Consider the following 18,189-nt stretch of genomic DNA (forward strand, 5'->3'; position numbering starts at 1 on the left):
CTCACTTTCAAAGTTATTCACTTTTATCTATACAATTTGAACTACATATACATTTTTCATCACTTGTTAAAATACCATTTAAAAATCTTATAAGTTTATCACATAACTCTGTGTCTAAACTATAATATATCCATGTACCTTCTTTTCTACACTTTACTATTCCAGAATCCATTAAAACCTTCATATGATGAGATAATGTAGGCTGAGTAAAATGAAAACTTTCTAATATTATGCAAGCACACTTTTCCCCAGAAGATAGCATATCCACTATCTTTAATCTATTTATTTCACCTAATGCTTTTAGTATTTTTATGTTATCATCTTGATTTTTGTTCATTATAGCCTCCTTGTATAGATATTTATCTATGTATAAACTATTCATAGACAATCATCTATATATACCATATTTAAATATAGATGATTATCTATATTTAGTCAATAAATATATTTTAAATTTACTTTTTTGCGGTTATAATACTTAATGTATATGTAGTCCTAATATATATTATTTGATATTTTCAAAAAATTATTTAGTAGTATATATACTTATACTAGTATAACAGTATAAATAATTATATAAAATTTAAACTCCAAATAATAGCATAAGCTTCACCTGGAGTTTATTTTATGATTATAAATTTAAAATTACTATTGATTAACTCTTTTACCCTTAATAAACAAAGATTTTATTCCTCTTTTTATAACTTGTCCAAATGTAATAGAACGAACTAAACGATTTGACTCAATATATTCATTAATTGCACGCAATGTCTTTTTGTTATCTCTTGTAGAAAATGAGAAGTGACCATTTTGTTTTGTAAATATTGCAAAGCGACTAATCCACTTTCCACCAAACATAACAGAGGCTGCAATATAATCAACTTCCTCCCATGGAATCTGAATATAATCTTCTACATTTCTATCATTATAAAATTCAAAGGCTTTATCACCAACCATAATTTTTCCATAACTTGCAATTCCTAAGTAAGATGTTCCTGGAATTGTTAAATCAACTTTTGTATTTAATGATTGTACCATGGTTCTCCTCCATATATAAAAATTCAGGAGCTGTGGCAACAGCTCCTTTATATTAATATCTTATATTACATTAATCCAATAACTCTTGCAATAATACCAACAATGAATAAAGCAATAATAATTACTATAGGTGATACTTTTTTCTTTAATAACCAGCAACATAATAATGTTAATAATACAGCTGCTAATCCAGGTATTAATGAATCTAAGTTTTGTTGTAAAGTTGTTACTTTTTCTATATTTAAACCATTAGCTCCTAAAGAACTATATTGTGTTAAAGCTTCTTTAATTCCTTCTGCTCCAGAAGATAAACTTTCCCAATCAATGTAAGCTCCTTCAGATTGTGTAACTCTAGATACAACAGGTGTAAAGCTTATACTTACCCAACGTTGTACTAAAGATCCAATTATAAACATACCAAGTATAGATGCACCTTGTGTGATTTTTCCTAATAAACCACCTGATAAGTCTTTAGTAATAGTTGTTCCAACTTTATAGCCAAATTCTTGAGTATACCAAATAAATGCGAAACGTATAATGTTCCATACAAAGAAGAATAATAATGGTCCAATGATACTTCCTGATAATGCTAATGAAGCTCCTAAAGCTCCTAATATAGGACGAATAGTAAACCAGAATACTGGATCTCCTACACCAGCTAATGGTCCCATCATACCTACTTTAACCCCTTGTATTGCTGCATCTTCAACAACAGCACCGTTTGCACGTTCTTCTTCAAGTGCTAATGTAACCCCCATAACTGGTGCAGATACATAAGGATGTGTATTATAGAATTCTAAGTGACGCTTTAAAGCAGCGATTTGTTGATCTTTTTCAGGATATAATTTCTTTATAGCTGGAATAATTGAGTAACACCAACCACCATTTTGCATACGTTCATAGTTCCAAGAACCTTGAAGGAACTGATGACGCCAAGCTACTGAAAAACGATCCTTTTTAGATAATTGAACTTTATTTGCCATTTTTCTAATCCTCCTTCAAGATTTTAGTAATCATTTAAGATATCCCCTAGAGGGTCCCCTGAACCAGATCCACCACTAGCAGATCCACCAGATTCTTTTAATCCTAAATAAACTAATGCTAAACTAATTCCGATTACACCTAATGAAATAAGTGTTAATTGGCTGATTGCTGCTAAACAGAAACCAATTGCAAAGAAAGGCCAAACTTCCTTTGTAGCCATCATATTAATTACCATTGCATAACCTACGGCAGCAACCATTCCACCACCTACAGCCATACCACCTGATAACCAAGCTGGCATTGAATTTAATGCATTTGTAACTATTTCTGGAGGTACAACACATAATGCAATAGCAGGAATAGCAATACGGATACCTTGTAATCCTATAGCTAATATATGCCACATTTCTACACCTTTGATATTGCCTTTTTCAGCTGCAGAATCCATAAAGTGAACCATAGGAATTGCAATTGTACGACAAATCATAGTTAAGAATAAACCTGCTACTGAAAGAGGAATTGCAATAGCAATTGAAGTGTTTATTGCATTAGCAACACTTGTATTTCCTCCTTTTAAACCAAGAACCATAATAATTGCTGATGCTACTGAAGCAAGTGCAGCATCTGGTGCAACTGCTGCACCAACATTAGCCCATCCAAGAGCTATCATTTGAAGTGATCCACCTAAAATAATACCTTCTGTTAAGTGTCCACTTACTAATCCGATTAATGTACATGCTACTAGTGGTTGATGGAATTGGAATTCATCTAAAATACCTTCCATACCTGCTAAGAAAGCAACTATAACAATTAATACGATAGTAATTACTGACATATTAATTTCCTCCCATTTTTATGCTAATTCTTTCTTTGCTTTTTTCAAAATTTCGTTGAAATTTTCTGGAGAATCAGATGGTACTTTACGTACATCAATTTCTACTCCTAAAGCTAATAATTTTTCAAATGTCTCAACATCATCTTTATCCATAGAAACAGCCTTTGTTAAAGCAACCTTTCCTATTGAATGAGCCATTGAACCTAAATTCAATTTCTTAATTTCTACTCCACCTTCAATAGCTCTTAATGCATCTTGAGGTGTTTCAAATAATAACATTGCCTTTGTATTACCAAAACGTGTATCTTTATCAACTTTACACATTTTGTCTACTGGTACAACATTAGCCTTAACCCCTGGAGGTGCAGCTTGTTCGATCATATTCTTTCTTAAATCATCATGAGCAACTGAATCTGATACAGCAATAATACGATTTGGTTGAACAGCTTTTGTCCATGCTGTTGCAACTTGACCATGTAATAAACGTGTATCAATACGTGCTAAAACATATTTAATTTTTCCATCTCCTATAACTGTTCCTTCTGGAATACTTCCCTGATTTGCACTTTCTGCTACAACAGGTGCTTTTTCCTCTTTTGGTTCTAAAGATTCTGGTTTTATTTTTATTCCTTCTTTAGCACTACCAGAAATATGTGCTGCAATTTCATGTGCAGTTTCCATAGAGAAACGAGAAGCAAAAGCTTCAATTAACATAGGCAAATTCAAACCTGTAACAATTGCCCATTTGTCTTCATGACCATTAATCAATGCACTTGCTTGATTAAAAGGTGTTCCACCCCATAGGTCAATTAAAAATAGCACTTCATCTTGATTATCAAATGAAGCAATAGCTTCCTCCATTTTTGCTTTGATATTTTCAGGTCCATCACTTGGCATTAATGTACAAGCTTTTACATTTTCTTGATCACCTAAAATCATTTGCCCTGACTGCAAAATACCATTAGCAAACTCACCATGACTAGCTATGATAATTCCTACCATTTTTTTCTCCCCCTCTTTGAATTTCAGTTTAAACCTCACTCTATTTTAATGCGCATTATTTAGAATACATTATCTTATTTACAGATATTCTGAAAACATTTTAATGTACTAACTGTTAGGAATTAAACTATTAAAATTATAACTTACATTTTTCTTTAATGTCAAACTTTTCATATGAATTTAATACCATTATAGTCCTATTTTTATACTATTTTTCAACATTTAAAATTCTAAAAACTACTCATTATTACTTTATTTTCATATTATATTTATATTATTCCGTGTTTTTTTATATATTAAATAAATATATTTTTAAATTTTCTAAAAATATTTCTAAATATATCCTTAATTTTTTTTATGATTTTTTTATATTTTTTCTTACAATACAAAATTAAGCTTACTATTTATATAAACAGTAAACTTAATAATTCAAATCTTGATACTTTTGCTTTTATTAAATTATCTATATAAATAATCCCTAGTCATTTCTAAATTGTTATTATTTCCTTTTGAAAATACTATTTGATGCAAATCAATCATTCCATTATTAAAGGATGCCGCACAAGAAGATAAATACAATTCCCACATTCTAATAAATCTTTCATCAAAGATTTTTGAAATCTTATCTATATTATTTTTATAATTTTCATACCAACAAAGTAATGTTTTTACATAATGTCTTCTTAAGCTTTCTACATCTAAGGTATAATAATTAAGTTCACTTCCTATATTTATTATTTCTCTTAGACTAGGTATAACTCCACCTGGAAATATATATTTTTTAATCCATGGATCTCCTGAATTTTCTTTTCTTCCACTAATATAATGTAATAAAAATAGTCCTTGGTTCTTTAATACTGCATCTACATTCTTAAAGAAAAGCTCATAATTATCCCGACTAACATGCTCTAGCATTCCTACACTTACAACTCTGTCAAACTCTAAATTGCTCTTTTCCAAATCTCTATAATCCATTAATTGAGCACTTAAATATTCTTCTAAATTTTCTTCTTTAATTCTTTCCTTAAACTTTAAATATTGTTGTTCACTTAAAGTTATTCCAACTCCATGTATCTTATATTTCTTAGCAGCTTCAATTAATAAATATCCCCAACCACAGCCTATATCTAGCAAACTCATCCCTTCTTTAAGTTGTAATTTCTTTAAAATATAATCAACCTTATTCTTTTGTGCTTCATATAATGTATCCTCTTCATTTTTAAAATATGCACAAGAGTAGCTCATAGTTTCATCTAGCCAAAGTTCATAAAAATCATTTCCTATATCATAATGTGATGTTACTTCTTTCTTTTGATTCTTTTTAGATGTTGATGAATGTATTAATTTACTTAATACATTTTCATTAACATTAAACTCATCTAAGCTTCCCATTACGATATCTAAGGCATCATATAAGTCTCCTGCCTCCATATCTAATACCTTATCCATATAGGCTTCCCCTAAAGCTAAAGATGTACTAGTAAATAATACCTTTTTATCTATATTTCCATTTACTTTAATAACAAACTTAGGATCTCCATCATCTATTTTTAACTCTTTACCATCTTTAAATATAACCTTAAAAGGTACTGCATTATTGTTTTTAAAATATTTTTTTATAATCATACTTTCTAATGACATAGTGAAACACCTTCTTTCAATATTTTAAATCATACTTAGTATTTTTTCCCTAAGTGCCTAAAATATTCTTAGTATTATTAAATAGTGTTATTTAATATATTGAAAGTCTACAATGTTTACTTTTTTTGTAAATATGATATTATTAACTTATAATTCTATATTTTCAAAATAAATACACTTCAATATTTCTACAAGCTTAATAGGAGGATAGGAAATGATAAATTTACTTAAGATAATTTCTATTATATGTATTGTAATAGCATTATTTGTAGGTATTCCTCAATTTATTAAAACAATAAAAATACTAAAAGAATTAAAGAAAATGAATCCTGATGATATAACTCCAGAACCTATTATAAAAGAATCATTTAAAATTATTAAACCAATGCTAGTTGCCATATCTTTATATATGGATGTATTAATAGAGAATTTAATTATATATCAATATCATTAATGATGATTACTCCAAGTATAATTGGTTTAATATTATTAAGAAAGTCATCAAAATTTAATAGTTTATAAGCATAAAATTAAGGACTACTTACGTAGTCCTTATTTATACTTATTAATTTATACTTTTTAATCTTTCAATTTCTTCTTTTTGCTCTTCAATTATTTTTAGGAGTTCTTCTTCTTTAGTAAAGTACTCTTTACTTAAGTCATTAATCAAAGAAGCCATTTCATCAGCACTACCTGCTATTCTATTAAATAAAAGTAGATTGGACTTTAGAATTTCTGGTATTTCTGAGTGTGAATATCTTAGTCTATGGTCTATTTCTCCATATCCTTCTTCAAATATTGTTCTAACTTGAATTTCTGCTATAACTTTTTCATTAGTTGGATAAAACTCTACTAAGTAGTGAACTGATCTATATCCTGATATCCTTGATCTAACTTCTATACCAAGTTCTTCAAACTTTTTAGTATTATCCCCTTCTCTAACATTTGCAGTTACTTCAATAACACTCCAAGTCTTAGTTATAAACTCATGAATTTCCTGCCATTGGTCTTTAAAAATATGAATAACTCTAATTCCAATTAAGTCGTTTATTTCATTTTTATAATTATCTAAAGTAAATTGAAAATCCTTTCCATACTTTAATTTTCTATCTTCTGTTTTTCTTATTACTTTTTCAATTAATCTATCTGGGTCCTTTATTCTTGATTTTACAGTATGAATTATTGGTTGTGAACGTAAAATATTTGAAATAAAGTCTGCATGATTTTCATAAGAAATTTCATAATCTACAAAATCACTATATATATCACTTAAAACATTAATATCTATATTATTAGTTTTAATTTTTTCTTCTGCATGTGGATATTTCAATAAAAATTCATCTATATTAAAACTTTTCCTCATTTATCCTTCCCCTATTAAGAATGTAGAATGTAAAATGTAAAATGTAGAATTATTGATGTAATTCTTTCAGAATTACTATAATTAAAATCTTTTCAAAACTCCTAAAGGCGTTTTTTCATTAATTTTAAATTATTCATTCTTAATTTTACATTGTAAAGTATCACTTCTTCACCTTATCTTCCTTGTCTTTTATTATTTTTTGACTTAGAACTTTTTCCTTTAAAATCTCCAAATTTTCCTTTTGATGTAGCTTTACTATTTGCTGACTTTGAATTTGTTCGACTATTATTTTTTGATGCTGACTTTGAAGAAGATTTAGACTTAGAGCCTTGTTTACCTCTATTTGAACTTCCTCTTGCTATTGCTTCTTCTTTTTTAATCTTAGCCATATATCTATCAGCTTTTGATTTAATTAAACACTTAGGTCCATTACCAATTAAGTCTTCTCTTCCAGCCTTAACTAAAGCATCATGAACTAAGTTATAATTCTTAGGATTTTTAAATTGAAGTAATGCTCTTTGCATAGCTTTTTCTTCTCTTGTCTTAGGAATATATACCTCTTCTCCTGTTATTGGATTTATTCCTGTATAGAACATAGCTGTTGATAAAGTTCCTGGTGTTGGATAAAAGTCTTGAACCTGCTCTGGTTGATACTTTGTATCTCTTAAATATTCAGCTAATTCTATTGCTTCATTTAATCCACTTCCTGGATGGCTTGACATTAGGTATGGAATTAAATATTGTTCCTTACCTAATTGCTTATTTATCTTAAAGAATTTTTCTCTAAATCTATCGTAAGTATCCCCAGATGGCTTACCCATATACTTTAAAGTATTAGCAGCTACATGTTCTGGAGCAACCTTTAATTGTCCACTTACATGATGTTCTACTAGTTCTCTAAAGAAGGTATCATTTTTATCTGCCATTATGTAATCATATCTTAAGCCTGAACGAACAAAGGCCTTCTTTACCTTAGGAAGCTTTCTTATCTTTCTTAAGATACTTAAGAATTCACTATGATCTACTATTAAGTTCTTACATGGTTTTGGAGTTAAACATTGCTTACTCTTACATGCACCTATAGTAAGCTGAGTTTTACAAGCTGGCTTTCTAAAGTTAGCAGTTGGACCTCCAACATCATGTATATATCCCTTAAAGTCTTTTAGATTAGTTATTTCAACAGCTTCATCTAAAATAGATGCTTCACTTCTACTTTGAACTGCTCTTCCTTGATGGAAGGTAATAGCACAAAATGAACAATTCCCAAAGCATCCTCTTGAGCTTACTATACTAAACTTAACTTCTTCTAAAGCTGCTATTCCACCAAATTCATCATATATAGGATGAGACTCTTTAGTATATGGAAGAGCATAAACCTTATCTAACTCTTCTCTTGTTAAGGGCATTTCTGGTGTATTACAAACTACATATTTATTACCATGCTTTTGAACTAATACCTTTCCTCTAACAGGATCTTGCTCTTCATATTGAATCTTAAAAGCTTCAGCATATTTCATCTTATCTTTTGTAACTTCTTCTTTAGAAGGTAGTAATTTATAATCACCATAAATTTCATCTAATGAATCTATAGTATAAGTAGTACCATTAACGTGTCTTATGTACTTAGCTTCAAATCCATCATTTAAAGCATTTGCTACTTCTACAATTTGCTTTTCACTCATTCCATAAATTAAAAGATCAGCCCCACTATCTATAAGTATTGAATTTCTTACGTTATTGCCCCAGTAGTCATAGTGAGCCATTCTTCTTAAACTTGCTTCTACTCCACCTATAACAATATCTATATTTTTATAAGCTTCTCTTATTTTATTACAATAAACTATAGTTGCTCTATCTGGTCTTGCTCCCATTTTCCCACCTGGAGTATATAGATCCTTCTCTCTAGGTCTTTTACTTACAGTATAATGGTTAACCATGGAGTCCATGTTTCCTCCATTAACTAAGAAAGCAAGTCTTGGTCTTCCAAGCTTCATAAAATCATCTGTACTATGCCAATCTGGTTGTGGAATAATACCAACCTTATATCCTGCATCCTCTAGAACTCTAGAAATAATTGCAGTTCCAAAACTATGATGATCAATATAGGCATCCCCAGTAACTATAATAAAGTCACATTGTTCCCAGCCACGTTCTTTCATATCCTCTTTACTTATTGGTAGAAATCTATTATTTGACATTTAAACACCTACTCTTTTTTATTTTCTAGAAATTTATAAAAATATTCCCCTATTAATAATTTTAAGTACTACCCTAAATCTTTGATTTAGTTTGGTAGAACTTACACCTTCGAATGAATATGAGAAGGTGTTTCATTTATAAATTCCTTTCCTTCTGTATATTTCGCTAATTGATTATATCATTTTAAATGAATTAAATCATTTATTTTTTTAATTTACATAATGTTACTAGTATAATTCCAAAATTAAGAATGTAGAATGTAAAATGTAGAATTATTGATGTAATTTGTTCCAAATTACTTAAATTAAAGCATATTTAAAGAAGAAACTCATAAATGAGTTTCTTCTTTAATTTTATATTCTAAATTTTTCATTATACAATTTTCTATATCCTTAATATAATATAATTTAATATAATAATTTATTTTCAAAAACTCCTAAAGGAGTTTTTACCTTAATTCTACATTTTACATTTTTCATTTTACATTTACTTAGTAACTACTACTTTTTCTTTATGATTATATCTTGAATCTTTATTTATAGCTAAGAATAAAACTATTGCTGATACTGCTGTAAATAATACTAATGACTGTATATAAGGCATAAAATTATAGCTTCCACCTTGCCAAAAATCAATAAACTCACTAGCTACATAAGTTGTAGGGAAAAGAAATGCTATTTTCATAGCTGTCTCTGGAAAATCCTTTGCTTGTACTCCAAACATCCCACTTAATATCATTATTCCAAAGTAAAGTATCATAGTTATAGCATAGGTTGGTCCAAATTTCTTTATAAATAATGCAATACCATGAGCTAATACAAAAAATATAATAGAAAGTAAATATAAGGAACCTATCAAAATAATAGCTGAACTAAAGGATGGCACTAATATTTTTAAACCTAAGGATGATGCTATTGTATATATAATCATTGCCACTGTCATAAATATTAAATAAGCAACTATCTTTGATAAAACTAAAGTTTTCTCACTATAACCAAATAATCTAAAACGTAGTGGTATATTTTTTTCAAGCTCTTGTGAAAAAGTTGCAGAATATCCAATGAAAACAGTAGCTAAAGGCAGCATTAAACTATTGCTTATAAATATGGTAGTAACTACTGTATCTTTTGTTTCCTCTGGAACTTGTGCTCCAATTAAATTACCTAAAAATATTGACATAAATATTGGAAAAATAAGTCCAAATATTAATACAAATATATTTCCTAATAAATTTCTAAGTTCATATTTAACTAAATTGCTTCTAACTAATTTTACTTTCAAGTTTCTCACCCTCCTCACTGCCTACTTCATTATTTAATTTTGCATTAATACTCATAATTTCTATATCACAATTACTTCTTTTAAAGCTTATATCTTTTTCAATTAAAAGACTACATATCTCTAATTCTTCTTGAATATCTATACAGGAAATAGCAATTAAATGTTGTGGAGATTTTATCTTTCTAAAAGCTTTTGTTACTTCTATATTTGCCTTTGTATTATTTAATATTATTATTGATTTACCACAATACTTTTTGAACAGTTCTTCTTTTTTACCAAAATCAACAACTCTTCCTTTTTCTAATATTAATATTTTATTAGTTAATTGCTCTAACTCCTCATAATAATGAGAAACTAAACAAATTGTTGTTTTCTTATTTTTGTACCACTCTTCAATTTTACTCATTAATTGTTGCCTTGTTTCAAAATCAAGCCCAGATGTAACTTCATCAAAAAAGGTTAAAGGTGAGTCTTGAATTAGCACTAGTATTATAGTTAATCTTTGTTTTTGTCCTCCTGAAAGTGAACTATACTTTTTATTTAAGCAATCTCTAAAGTCAAAGAAATCAATTAATTCTTGTAACTTCTTATTATCTTTAATTTTAGTATCTAGTATAGCTTCTATAATATACTTAACTGCCATAGTATCTACATAATTATTAAATTGCATATGTGCAGCAATTTCTTCTGTTTTTACAGATGTATTAATAGAACCATTATAATTAATCAGCCCTAAAATTGACTTTACTAATGTAGTTTTTCCAGCTCCATTTGATCCTATTATCCCTATTCTATCTCCTTCTTCAAATACAATAGGAGATTTAATTACTAAAGCTACTTCTTTTCCATATTTAACTTCTAAATTATTTATAGTAAGCATTTTAACCTCTCCTCTTTTTATCTTCTATAAACTTATTATATTATTCCCATATGAATTTCATATGAAGATTCTATGCAAATATAATGTAGCTTTTACTCCACTTACAATATTATTAACTTCTATCTGATAATCTAATAAATTAGAATAATAATCTGCTATATAAAGACCTAGCCCCCTTCCCCTACTTTCTGTATTACTTGATACAAAAGCATCAAATATATTAGGTAAAAGTTCTTCATCTATATGTGATCCATAATTTATAATTTCTAACTTATTTTTTACTAATGTTATTTTTATATTGTTATTATTATCAGTGTAAATTATTGCATTTGTAATTAAGTTATCAATAATTTTATATATTAAATGATAATCTGTCTCTTCTGTAATATTTTCCAATTCCTTATCTAATAAAATTTTCTTTTCTTTTATTTCAATTTCATGACTAGATATTATTTCATAAATTAAATCTTTTATATTAATCATTTTCTTATTTACAGCTTTATTATTCAGATTTAATATTTCATCTATAATTTTTCTAATAGATTGAAGCTGAGCTTTAACCTTTGGTAAATATTCTTTTGTATTTTTATACTTACCAACTTCATCAATCATACCTTCCACAAGTAAAAGTGCTGCTGCAACTGGTGTTTTTAATTGATGTGAAGATGCCCTTAAAAATACATCCTGCCTCTTATTTTCAGCAATTAATAATTTATTCTTTTCTTCTAAAGCTTTAAAGCTTTCATTTAACTTGCTATAAAGTTCATTTAATGTATTTCCTAAATAAGATATTTCATCTTCTCCTGTTATTTCTATAGGATAAATCTCATTTATATTATTATTTTTAATAAATTCAGCATGATTAGCCAGCTTCTTTACAGGAATAACAATCTTTCTTGAAAAGTAATAAGTAGATATTAAAATAATTAAAACAATTACTGCTATTATCATTGGCAAGCTTTGAAATACTATTGATCTTATTTCTCCTATTTTAGGAGTCATAACATTTAAAAACGAAATTATTATCTCTCCATCATTAATAGTGATTGCAGAAAAAATTGTGTAATAATTTATTCCATCAAAACTATTAAGTTCAAAAATTATAGTATCATCTCCCACAATATTCATTTTACTATTTCCTTCAGAAAATATATTGTCATTATCACTTTTATTAAATTCAAACTTTACAGGTAATTCATCAATAAAATTATCTTTATAAAAACTTTTCTTTAATGTTTCAAAAAATTTAATATCATAATCTTCAAGCTCTTTTAATTCATCTATATTATTTGCATAATATCTAACTTCATCTAATAAATTTATTAAATCTACCTCGCTATCTTTAATAGTAATCTTAGTTGTACCAAAGGTATTTGATGCATATATCTCTTTACCTTTTGAAGGAATTTTAACACTTATAGTTCCCGATGGATTAGGTGAATATATATTACTGTAATCTTCATCATTAATATACTCTTCTTGTATTTTCTTTATAGCTTGATAATGGCTTTTACTTAAATAATCTATATATAAGGAAGGTAACATAAATATAAAATAAATTAATATAAGAGCAAGAATCATTCCAGAAAGAAAGGCACTATACATAAAGGTTTTCTTAGATAAATTCATCAAATATCCTCCTTATTAAACTGATAACCTATTCCAATTACAGTTTTAATATAATTATGAGGTAGTTTTTTTCTTAAATTCTTAACATGCGCATCTATAATTCTGTCATTTGATATATAATCTTCATTAAATATTTTTATAATTAATTGTTCTCTATTAAAAACTCTATTTGGTTCCTTCATTAAAGTTTGTAATAATAAAAATTCACTTAATGTTAGGCTTAGACTTTCATTATTATAGTAAGCTTGATAAGTTTTATCATCTATATAAAGCTCGTTATTGTTATAATCATCATTTTCTTCTTTTAAGCTTCTTCTCAAAACAGCTTCTATTCTTTTTAATAATAATAAAGGTGAAAATGGCTTAATTACAAAGTCATCAGTTTTTAAATTAAAAGCTTTAAGTTGTGTTTGCTCATCACCTAAAGCAGTTAACATAATCGTAGATATATCCTTTTTGTTTTTATTTATATATTCAAGTACTTCTAATCCAGTAACCTTAGGAACCATTATATCTAATATAGCTAAATTAAAATCTTCATTTTTTAATTTTTCTATTGCTTCTTCTCCATTACATACACAAGTAACTTCATATCCTTGCATTTTCATATATTCAGTTGTAACTTCAAGTATATTAGGTTCATCTTCTAAAAATAATATTTTAATCATATTGCCTCCAATAAATTGACTATATTGTATACGCTTATTATACATTAAATGTAATCATTGAAAAATATATGTAAGAAATATATAAATTCATAATTTTAAGTAATCTTCTAATACTATAAATGTAATATTGTTTAGGAGGAAAAAATTATGAAAAATGATAATAGAAAAACTAATTCTAAAGAAAATGTTTTAAGAAATGGTGTAAAGAGCCAAAATCAATATGCTAATAGTCACTATAACTTTAGTACAGAAGAACCTGGCATAAATGAAAGTGGTGCTGAAGCTAAAAAAAGAGGATTTTAGGAAAAGCTGTCTTAGGACAGCTTTTTAAATGTATAATGTAAAATGTAGAATGTAGAATTAATGAAAAAACTCCTTACGGAGTTTTAAGAAAGGGGCTGTTTAAACAGCCCCCAATTAAAAATTTTATATATTCAAATTCATTATTATTTTTTAATTGGAAGTAATTCAATATATCCTCTTGTTCCAATTGGTTCAAGCTGAATACGTGGATTTGAATTATCCCATTCATATCCTATTATTGTTGGATCATATTTTTTTATTGCTTCCCATACTTGTTCAATTGCTTCGGCATAATGTTCTTCTTCAAATGGCTCCCCTTGAAACATCAAGTATTTACTTGCTGGAAGCTCAATTATATCAAAGCTATCAGGAACTACACCATTATAGTCTGCTGGAACTTCAACACCTTGTACATACTCTGATGTTCCTTCAGCAATATACTTTTTAGGTAACCATAAACATACTGGCTCTCCACTTATGGATTTTATACTCTTTAGTAATCCCCAAACATCACAGCCTACTTCTTCACTATAAGAAAAATAATCAGTAGCTTTTACACCTCGTTTAATAAGTACTCTGCGGTGAGGTTTTTCTATTATTTGAATAAATACTGTCTTTACATTAGTCATAGTCTTTTCTTTTCCTCCTTTAATTGATTTAATTCCATAAGGAGTAAAAAGATATATTGGAATGGGGTTTTGAGCATATTGCCTTGGATTACAACCAAATTCACGATAAAAAGCTCTTTGGTAACCATCTACACTTTTAAATCCTACTTCGTAGGCAACATCTATAATTTTTATCTCTTCATCACGTAACTTTATTGCTGATTTTGACAGTCTAAGCCTACGTATATAATCTGAAGGTGTAATATTTAATAATTGTGTAAATAGTTTATAAGAATACCATGGAGAATATAATGATACTCTTGCCAAATCTGCCATAGAAATATCCTCCTCTAGATGTAATTCAATATAATCTTGCATTCTTTGAATTGCTTGAATTCGTTCCTCCATTCCTTTATCACCCCTTACAAGTAAAATATACCAAATAAGAAAGCCATAACTCTCGACTATTTTTGCTATCTCTTTAATATTATTAATATAATTTAATTATACACCTATAGATTTTATTTTTATCACTATACTAATTCAATTTATTCCACATATTATTAGAATTTTCTTCATCTAATTTAAAAACAAAATTTAATCCTGAATAATATACATATCCATTCTTAAATAATCTTATTTCTGTTTTAGTTCCATCCTTCATTTTTAAAAAAATAAATTTTTGGTTTTCTTCCTTATCAAACAATTCACTTCTCAAGCTTTCATCTTCTAATGAATATGGTATTCCTTTATACATAGCATCTATAAAGTTATTTACTATATCATCTATAGTAACTTCTTTTTCTTCTATTATTCCATTATTCCAGTTATTAAAACTTTCCCATGTAGCACTTTCTAAATTGTCCTTTATATTCATCATTCCAAAAACGCCACTACCATCAATTAGTATAAAGTCATTTAAACATTCCCATAGACTAACATATTCTCCATATTCATTTTTAGTATAGGTTATTAATCTAAAACCTTCATCATAGCCCTTTGTTGTATAAATTTCTCCCTCTATGAAGCTGAGAACGTACTGTTGACTCCTTTATACTTAATATCTCTGCTATATTAGCTGTTGTCATATCTTCAAAATAAAATAGATGTATAACAGTTCTATACTTAGTTGGTAAATCTAATACATATTTATATACTTCACTTTCTTCCTTTAAGGTTATAACTATATCCTCTTCTAAAGTCGTGGTTCTTTTAAACCAAGCTGACGTTAATAAATTCTTACTTAAATTTATAGTTATCCTTATTAACCAAGCCTTTATATGTTCTTGGCTTTCAAAATTAATATTAGATTTTATAAATTTCATAAAAACATTTTGCATTATATCCTCAGCATCCAGCACACTTTTTGTTCTTGAAAAGGCTAGTCTGTATACCATGGTATTATATTTTTCTATAACTTCTAAAATAAGCTCTTCCCTAGGTAAAGAAAACTCATTCATATTCCCAATCCTCCCCCTTTCACCTTTAATACAATTTAACTCTTTAAAATGTTGCGTACTATTTAATTATATATTTTTATAAATTCATAGAAAATAAAAAAACTCACCAGTAAGATGAGTTTTTTATTTTCTATGAATTTATTTTAATTTACCTTTATAGTTACCAATACCGCCTAAGTTATATACTTTATTGAATCCATTCTTGGATAAAATATTTGCAGCATTAGAGCTTCTAGCTCCAGATGCACAATATACTATAATTTCATTCTCTTTATAAGTTTCTAAATTATTTATTTGTGAGCTTATTTGTTGAACTGGTATATTTTTTGCTTTAGGAATATGACCGCCTTTAAATTCTCCTGGAGTTCTAACATCTAATATTAAAGCATTTTTATTATTTTTAATTATGTTTTCTAATTCTTCGTTATTAATTTTTTTATACTTCTTATTTCCAAAGAAGCTTGAGAAAATTCCCATATTTATTCCTCCTCTATTTATTTATTAACTCGTTCAAAGATTTGTATGAAAAATCAATTATCTCTTCACAACTTATTTTATTTTTTTTAAGATCTTTGCATATTTCAGTGTTGAATTTTTCTCTTACTGTATTCATTAATTCTCTAGAGTAACCCCTAGCCTCATTTATTCTTTCGTTATTTTCTCTTCCTTTTAGATACCCTATTATAATAGCTGATGCATTTACAGCACCACATATACTCCCCACTGTCATTCCAGTCCCCATACCACTACCTAATGCTACTGGTATGGCTGTATTATGTTCTTCGTTATATGCTTTAATTATTGCTTCTGCACAAGTATATCCTTGGCTGTGATGAACTGATGGTTTTGTCACTTTTAATCCCCTCTTCGATATCCAATTTTTTCTATTTGTTATATATAAGATACCATATATATTTTTATTTTATCCGTGACTTTATCACATATATTAAATAGTTATTGTAATACTAATAAAAAAAGAAGTTAGTTTCCTAACTTCTAATTTCAATAGTTTTCATTTTCTTATAATAATAAAGTCCTAATGGAATTGCTGCTGCAAGCCATGCAACTGGATCTGCTAAGCATATACCAGTATATCCAATAAATCTAGGTAATGTAAATGCAACAATTGCTCTTGCTATAAGTTCGTAGGCTCCTGCCATAATTGGTACAAGGGATTCTCCCATGCCTTGAAAAGCATTTCTATAAAAAAATTTTTAAAGCATCATATCTCCCTTCATTATTATAGTCCAAAGTCGCCTTGTTATGATTTTTAATACTTCTGAACTGAAGGTTGTAAATTATAAAAGGGAGAAACTAATTGTAGCTTTTCCTTTTGCTTTTGACTTTTCTTTCATTTAATCTTTTATCTTTACTCATTTTATAAATACCTATCTCATAATTATTATATAAAGATTTATTACTAAAAATATGAACTATTAGGAGAGTACATAATGAATTTGATTAAGATAAGAAATTTTATTGTAAATATTAATGATAATGATAACTATATTATGAATAATTATGAAAGATATGCTCCATTTATAATTCTATTTTTATTACTTTTAATAATATTAATTTTAAAAGATTTTATTAGACATAATTCAAAGTTAGAAAAAAATATAAGATTAGTATTTTCATTTATTACTGGAATCACGATAAGTTTTTATTATATAGGAAATTGGTTAATACTTGGTGTTGATATAAATAACTTACCTTTTCATCTGTGTTATCTTTGTACTATATTATCTATAATATTAGCATTAAATAAGAATAAAAAAATATTTAATTTTCTATTAGTTTGTGGTGTTATTGGCGGGTTAAGTAGTTTTATATCAATAGATTTATCTTTATCTTCAAGTTATTTTAAATATTATAAATTTACATTAAGTCATATAGCAATAATAATACTACCTATATATTTTATTGTAATTCATAATTATAAATTAAAAACAAATGAGTTATTAGAGGTTTTTATACAGATGGAAATATTATCTATAGGTTTTGGAATATTTAATAGCTATTTTAAAACTAATTATTTTTTTGTAAGCTTTACTGATAATTTTGCTGCTCAAGGTACTATATTAGAGGGGTTAGGGAATGGATATAAATATTTTATTAATTTACAAATAGTTGGTCTTATATATTTTTTTACAATATATATAATGCTAAAAATAATAGAAGTTAGGCAAGTATATCAAAAAAGGTTGTAGTCTGCACTACAACCTTAAACACTCTAAAATTAGCTTTCCCAATCTTTGCATGTTAAAGTTTTATCTGACATAAATATTCCTAATAAAA

At 27.3% G+C, this 18,189-nt stretch carries 21 protein-coding genes; 3 read left to right on the plus strand and 18 right to left on the minus strand.

The window, feature by feature from the left end; genetic code table 11:
- Positions 1–13: 13 nt before the first annotated feature.
- From ACFYH6_RS14025 to ACFYH6_RS14050, 6 genes are all read right to left on the minus strand, one after another.
- Positions 14–337, minus strand: coding sequence for a metalloregulator ArsR/SmtB family transcription factor (locus ACFYH6_RS14025; protein WP_316344094.1), 324 nt, complete (start codon positions 335–337; stop codon positions 14–16).
- 311 nt (positions 338–648) lie between these two features.
- Complete coding sequence (locus ACFYH6_RS14030; protein ID WP_316344093.1) at positions 649–1,038, minus strand: DUF956 family protein; 390 nt, start codon at positions 1,036–1,038, stop codon at positions 649–651.
- 65 nt (positions 1,039–1,103) lie between these two features.
- Entirely contained in the window at positions 1,104–2,021 is a 918-nt protein-coding gene (locus tag ACFYH6_RS14035) for a PTS system mannose/fructose/sorbose family transporter subunit IID (RefSeq protein WP_416178317.1), read from the minus strand.
- 23 nt (positions 2,022–2,044) lie between these two features.
- Positions 2,045–2,857 (minus strand): PTS mannose/fructose/sorbose transporter subunit IIC, encoded by an 813-nt coding sequence (locus ACFYH6_RS14040; RefSeq protein WP_369076187.1) that lies wholly within the window; start codon positions 2,855–2,857, stop codon positions 2,045–2,047.
- Between the two features lie 18 nt (positions 2,858–2,875).
- Positions 2,876–3,859 (minus strand): mannose/fructose/sorbose PTS transporter subunit IIA, encoded by a 984-nt coding sequence (locus tag ACFYH6_RS14045; RefSeq protein WP_416178316.1) that lies wholly within the window; start codon positions 3,857–3,859, stop codon positions 2,876–2,878.
- A gap of 459 nt (positions 3,860–4,318) precedes the next feature.
- A complete protein-coding gene (locus tag ACFYH6_RS14050; protein ID WP_416178315.1) occupies positions 4,319–5,500 on the minus strand; it encodes a class I SAM-dependent methyltransferase in 1,182 nt (393 codons plus the stop codon).
- Positions 5,501–5,714: 214 nt separating this feature from the next.
- Between ACFYH6_RS14050 and ACFYH6_RS14055 the strand changes: the two genes are divergently transcribed.
- The gene (locus ACFYH6_RS14055) at positions 5,715–5,954 is read left to right on the plus strand and encodes a hypothetical protein (protein WP_416178314.1); all 240 of its coding nucleotides are present in this window, start codon (positions 5,715–5,717) and stop codon (positions 5,952–5,954) included.
- A 111-nt stretch (positions 5,955–6,065) separates the two neighbouring features.
- On the opposite strand, the gene ACFYH6_RS14060 is transcribed toward ACFYH6_RS14055, so the two are convergent.
- The 6 genes from ACFYH6_RS14060 to ACFYH6_RS14085 all read right to left on the minus strand — a co-directional run bounded on the left by ACFYH6_RS14060 (position 6,066) and on the right by ACFYH6_RS14085 (position 13,520).
- Positions 6,066–6,863 carry a RelA/SpoT domain-containing protein gene (locus ACFYH6_RS14060; protein ID WP_416178313.1) on the minus strand — a complete coding sequence of 266 codons (798 nt, stop codon included), beginning with the start codon at positions 6,861–6,863 and terminating at the stop codon, positions 6,066–6,068.
- Between the two features lie 173 nt (positions 6,864–7,036).
- Positions 7,037–9,061 carry a YgiQ family radical SAM protein gene (locus ACFYH6_RS14065; RefSeq protein ID WP_316345446.1) on the minus strand — a complete coding sequence of 675 codons (2,025 nt, stop codon included), beginning with the start codon at positions 9,059–9,061 and terminating at the stop codon, positions 7,037–7,039.
- 487 nt (positions 9,062–9,548) lie between these two features.
- On the minus strand, positions 9,549–10,352 hold the full coding sequence (locus tag ACFYH6_RS14070) for an ABC transporter permease (RefSeq protein ID WP_416178312.1): 804 nt from the start codon (positions 10,350–10,352) through the stop codon (positions 9,549–9,551).
- Positions 10,324–11,223 carry an ATP-binding cassette domain-containing protein gene (locus tag ACFYH6_RS14075; protein WP_416178311.1) on the minus strand — a complete coding sequence of 300 codons (900 nt, stop codon included), beginning with the start codon at positions 11,221–11,223 and terminating at the stop codon, positions 10,324–10,326. Before ACFYH6_RS14075 ends, ACFYH6_RS14070 begins: the two co-directional genes overlap by 29 nt.
- A gap of 57 nt (positions 11,224–11,280) precedes the next feature.
- Positions 11,281–12,852 (minus strand): ATP-binding protein, encoded by a 1,572-nt coding sequence (locus tag ACFYH6_RS14080; RefSeq protein WP_416178310.1) that lies wholly within the window; start codon positions 12,850–12,852, stop codon positions 11,281–11,283.
- Positions 12,852–13,520, minus strand: coding sequence for a response regulator transcription factor (locus ACFYH6_RS14085; protein WP_316343563.1), 669 nt, complete (start codon positions 13,518–13,520; stop codon positions 12,852–12,854). The genes ACFYH6_RS14080 and ACFYH6_RS14085 overlap by 1 nt, the downstream gene beginning before the upstream one ends.
- A gap of 147 nt (positions 13,521–13,667) precedes the next feature.
- Here ACFYH6_RS14085 and ACFYH6_RS14090 point away from each other — a divergent pair, with 147 nt between their 5' ends.
- On the plus strand, positions 13,668–13,823 hold the full coding sequence (locus ACFYH6_RS14090; RefSeq protein WP_416178309.1) for a hypothetical protein: 156 nt from the start codon (positions 13,668–13,670) through the stop codon (positions 13,821–13,823).
- Between the two features lie 143 nt (positions 13,824–13,966).
- Here ACFYH6_RS14090 and ACFYH6_RS14095 read toward each other — a convergent pair whose 3' ends face one another.
- The 6 genes from ACFYH6_RS14095 to ACFYH6_RS14120 all read right to left on the minus strand — a co-directional run bounded on the left by ACFYH6_RS14095 (position 13,967) and on the right by ACFYH6_RS14120 (position 17,075).
- Complete coding sequence (locus tag ACFYH6_RS14095; RefSeq protein ID WP_416178308.1) at positions 13,967–14,839, minus strand: helix-turn-helix domain-containing protein; 873 nt, start codon at positions 14,837–14,839, stop codon at positions 13,967–13,969.
- A gap of 130 nt (positions 14,840–14,969) precedes the next feature.
- A complete protein-coding gene (locus ACFYH6_RS14100; RefSeq protein ID WP_416178307.1) occupies positions 14,970–15,311 on the minus strand; it encodes a hypothetical protein in 342 nt (113 codons plus the stop codon).
- Between the two features lie 109 nt (positions 15,312–15,420).
- Positions 15,421–15,891 carry a sigma-70 family RNA polymerase sigma factor gene (locus tag ACFYH6_RS14105; RefSeq protein ID WP_416178306.1) on the minus strand — a complete coding sequence of 157 codons (471 nt, stop codon included), beginning with the start codon at positions 15,889–15,891 and terminating at the stop codon, positions 15,421–15,423.
- Between the two features lie 138 nt (positions 15,892–16,029).
- Entirely contained in the window at positions 16,030–16,368 is a 339-nt protein-coding gene (locus ACFYH6_RS14110; protein WP_416178305.1) for a rhodanese-like domain-containing protein, read from the minus strand.
- Between the two features lie 13 nt (positions 16,369–16,381).
- Entirely contained in the window at positions 16,382–16,744 is a 363-nt protein-coding gene (locus ACFYH6_RS14115) for a C-GCAxxG-C-C family (seleno)protein (protein ID WP_416178304.1), read from the minus strand.
- A 136-nt stretch (positions 16,745–16,880) separates the two neighbouring features.
- Positions 16,881–17,075: a hypothetical protein gene (locus ACFYH6_RS14120; protein ID WP_416178303.1), complete on the minus strand. Its 195-nt coding sequence runs from the start codon at positions 17,073–17,075 to the stop codon at positions 16,881–16,883.
- Positions 17,076–17,342: 267 nt separating this feature from the next.
- Here ACFYH6_RS14120 and ACFYH6_RS14125 point away from each other — a divergent pair, with 267 nt between their 5' ends.
- A complete protein-coding gene (locus tag ACFYH6_RS14125) occupies positions 17,343–18,101 on the plus strand; it encodes a TIGR02206 family membrane protein (RefSeq protein ID WP_416178302.1) in 759 nt (252 codons plus the stop codon).
- Positions 18,102–18,189: the final 88 nt, after the last annotated feature.

This window comes from Clostridium sp. HCS.1 (assembly GCF_047900555.1).
In the GTDB taxonomy this organism is placed as follows: domain Bacteria; phylum Bacillota; class Clostridia; order Clostridiales; family Clostridiaceae; genus Clostridium.

Bases quoted from the DNA above. Each gene is read 5' to 3' on its own strand.
- ACFYH6_RS14085 (WP_316343563.1), bottom strand. From the start codon at position 13,520: ATGATTAAAATATTATTTTTAGAAGATGAACCTAATATACTTGAAGTT.
- ACFYH6_RS14060 (WP_416178313.1), bottom strand. From the start codon at position 6,863: ATGAGGAAAAGTTTTAATATAGATGAATTTTTATTGAAATATCCACAT.
- ACFYH6_RS14125 (WP_416178302.1), top strand. From the start codon at position 17,343: ATGAATTTGATTAAGATAAGAAATTTTATTGTAAATATTAATGATAAT.
- ACFYH6_RS14050 (WP_416178315.1), bottom strand. From the start codon at position 5,500: ATGTCATTAGAAAGTATGATTATAAAAAAATATTTTAAAAACAATAAT.
- ACFYH6_RS14110 (WP_416178305.1), bottom strand. From the start codon at position 16,368: ATGGGAATTTTCTCAAGCTTCTTTGGAAATAAGAAGTATAAAAAAATT.
- ACFYH6_RS14035 (WP_416178317.1), bottom strand. From the start codon at position 2,021: ATGGCAAATAAAGTTCAATTATCTAAAAAGGATCGTTTTTCAGTAGCT.
- ACFYH6_RS14105 (WP_416178306.1), bottom strand. From the start codon at position 15,891: ATGAATGAGTTTTCTTTACCTAGGGAAGAGCTTATTTTAGAAGTTATA.
- ACFYH6_RS14120 (WP_416178303.1), bottom strand. From the start codon at position 17,075: ATGGGAGAATCCCTTGTACCAATTATGGCAGGAGCCTACGAACTTATA.
- ACFYH6_RS14080 (WP_416178310.1), bottom strand. From the start codon at position 12,852: ATGAATTTATCTAAGAAAACCTTTATGTATAGTGCCTTTCTTTCTGGA.
- ACFYH6_RS14030 (WP_316344093.1), bottom strand. From the start codon at position 1,038: ATGGTACAATCATTAAATACAAAAGTTGATTTAACAATTCCAGGAACA.
- ACFYH6_RS14095 (WP_416178308.1), bottom strand. From the start codon at position 14,839: ATGGAGGAACGAATTCAAGCAATTCAAAGAATGCAAGATTATATTGAA.
- ACFYH6_RS14055 (WP_416178314.1), top strand. From the start codon at position 5,715: ATGATAAATTTACTTAAGATAATTTCTATTATATGTATTGTAATAGCA.
- ACFYH6_RS14090 (WP_416178309.1), top strand. From the start codon at position 13,668: ATGAAAAATGATAATAGAAAAACTAATTCTAAAGAAAATGTTTTAAGA.
- ACFYH6_RS14075 (WP_416178311.1), bottom strand. From the start codon at position 11,223: ATGCTTACTATAAATAATTTAGAAGTTAAATATGGAAAAGAAGTAGCT.
- ACFYH6_RS14040 (WP_369076187.1), bottom strand. From the start codon at position 2,857: ATGTCAGTAATTACTATCGTATTAATTGTTATAGTTGCTTTCTTAGCA.
- ACFYH6_RS14025 (WP_316344094.1), bottom strand. From the start codon at position 337: ATGAACAAAAATCAAGATGATAACATAAAAATACTAAAAGCATTAGGT.
- ACFYH6_RS14100 (WP_416178307.1), bottom strand. From the start codon at position 15,311: ATGATGAATATAAAGGACAATTTAGAAAGTGCTACATGGGAAAGTTTT.
- ACFYH6_RS14045 (WP_416178316.1), bottom strand. From the start codon at position 3,859: ATGGTAGGAATTATCATAGCTAGTCATGGTGAGTTTGCTAATGGTATT.
- ACFYH6_RS14065 (WP_316345446.1), bottom strand. From the start codon at position 9,061: ATGTCAAATAATAGATTTCTACCAATAAGTAAAGAGGATATGAAAGAA.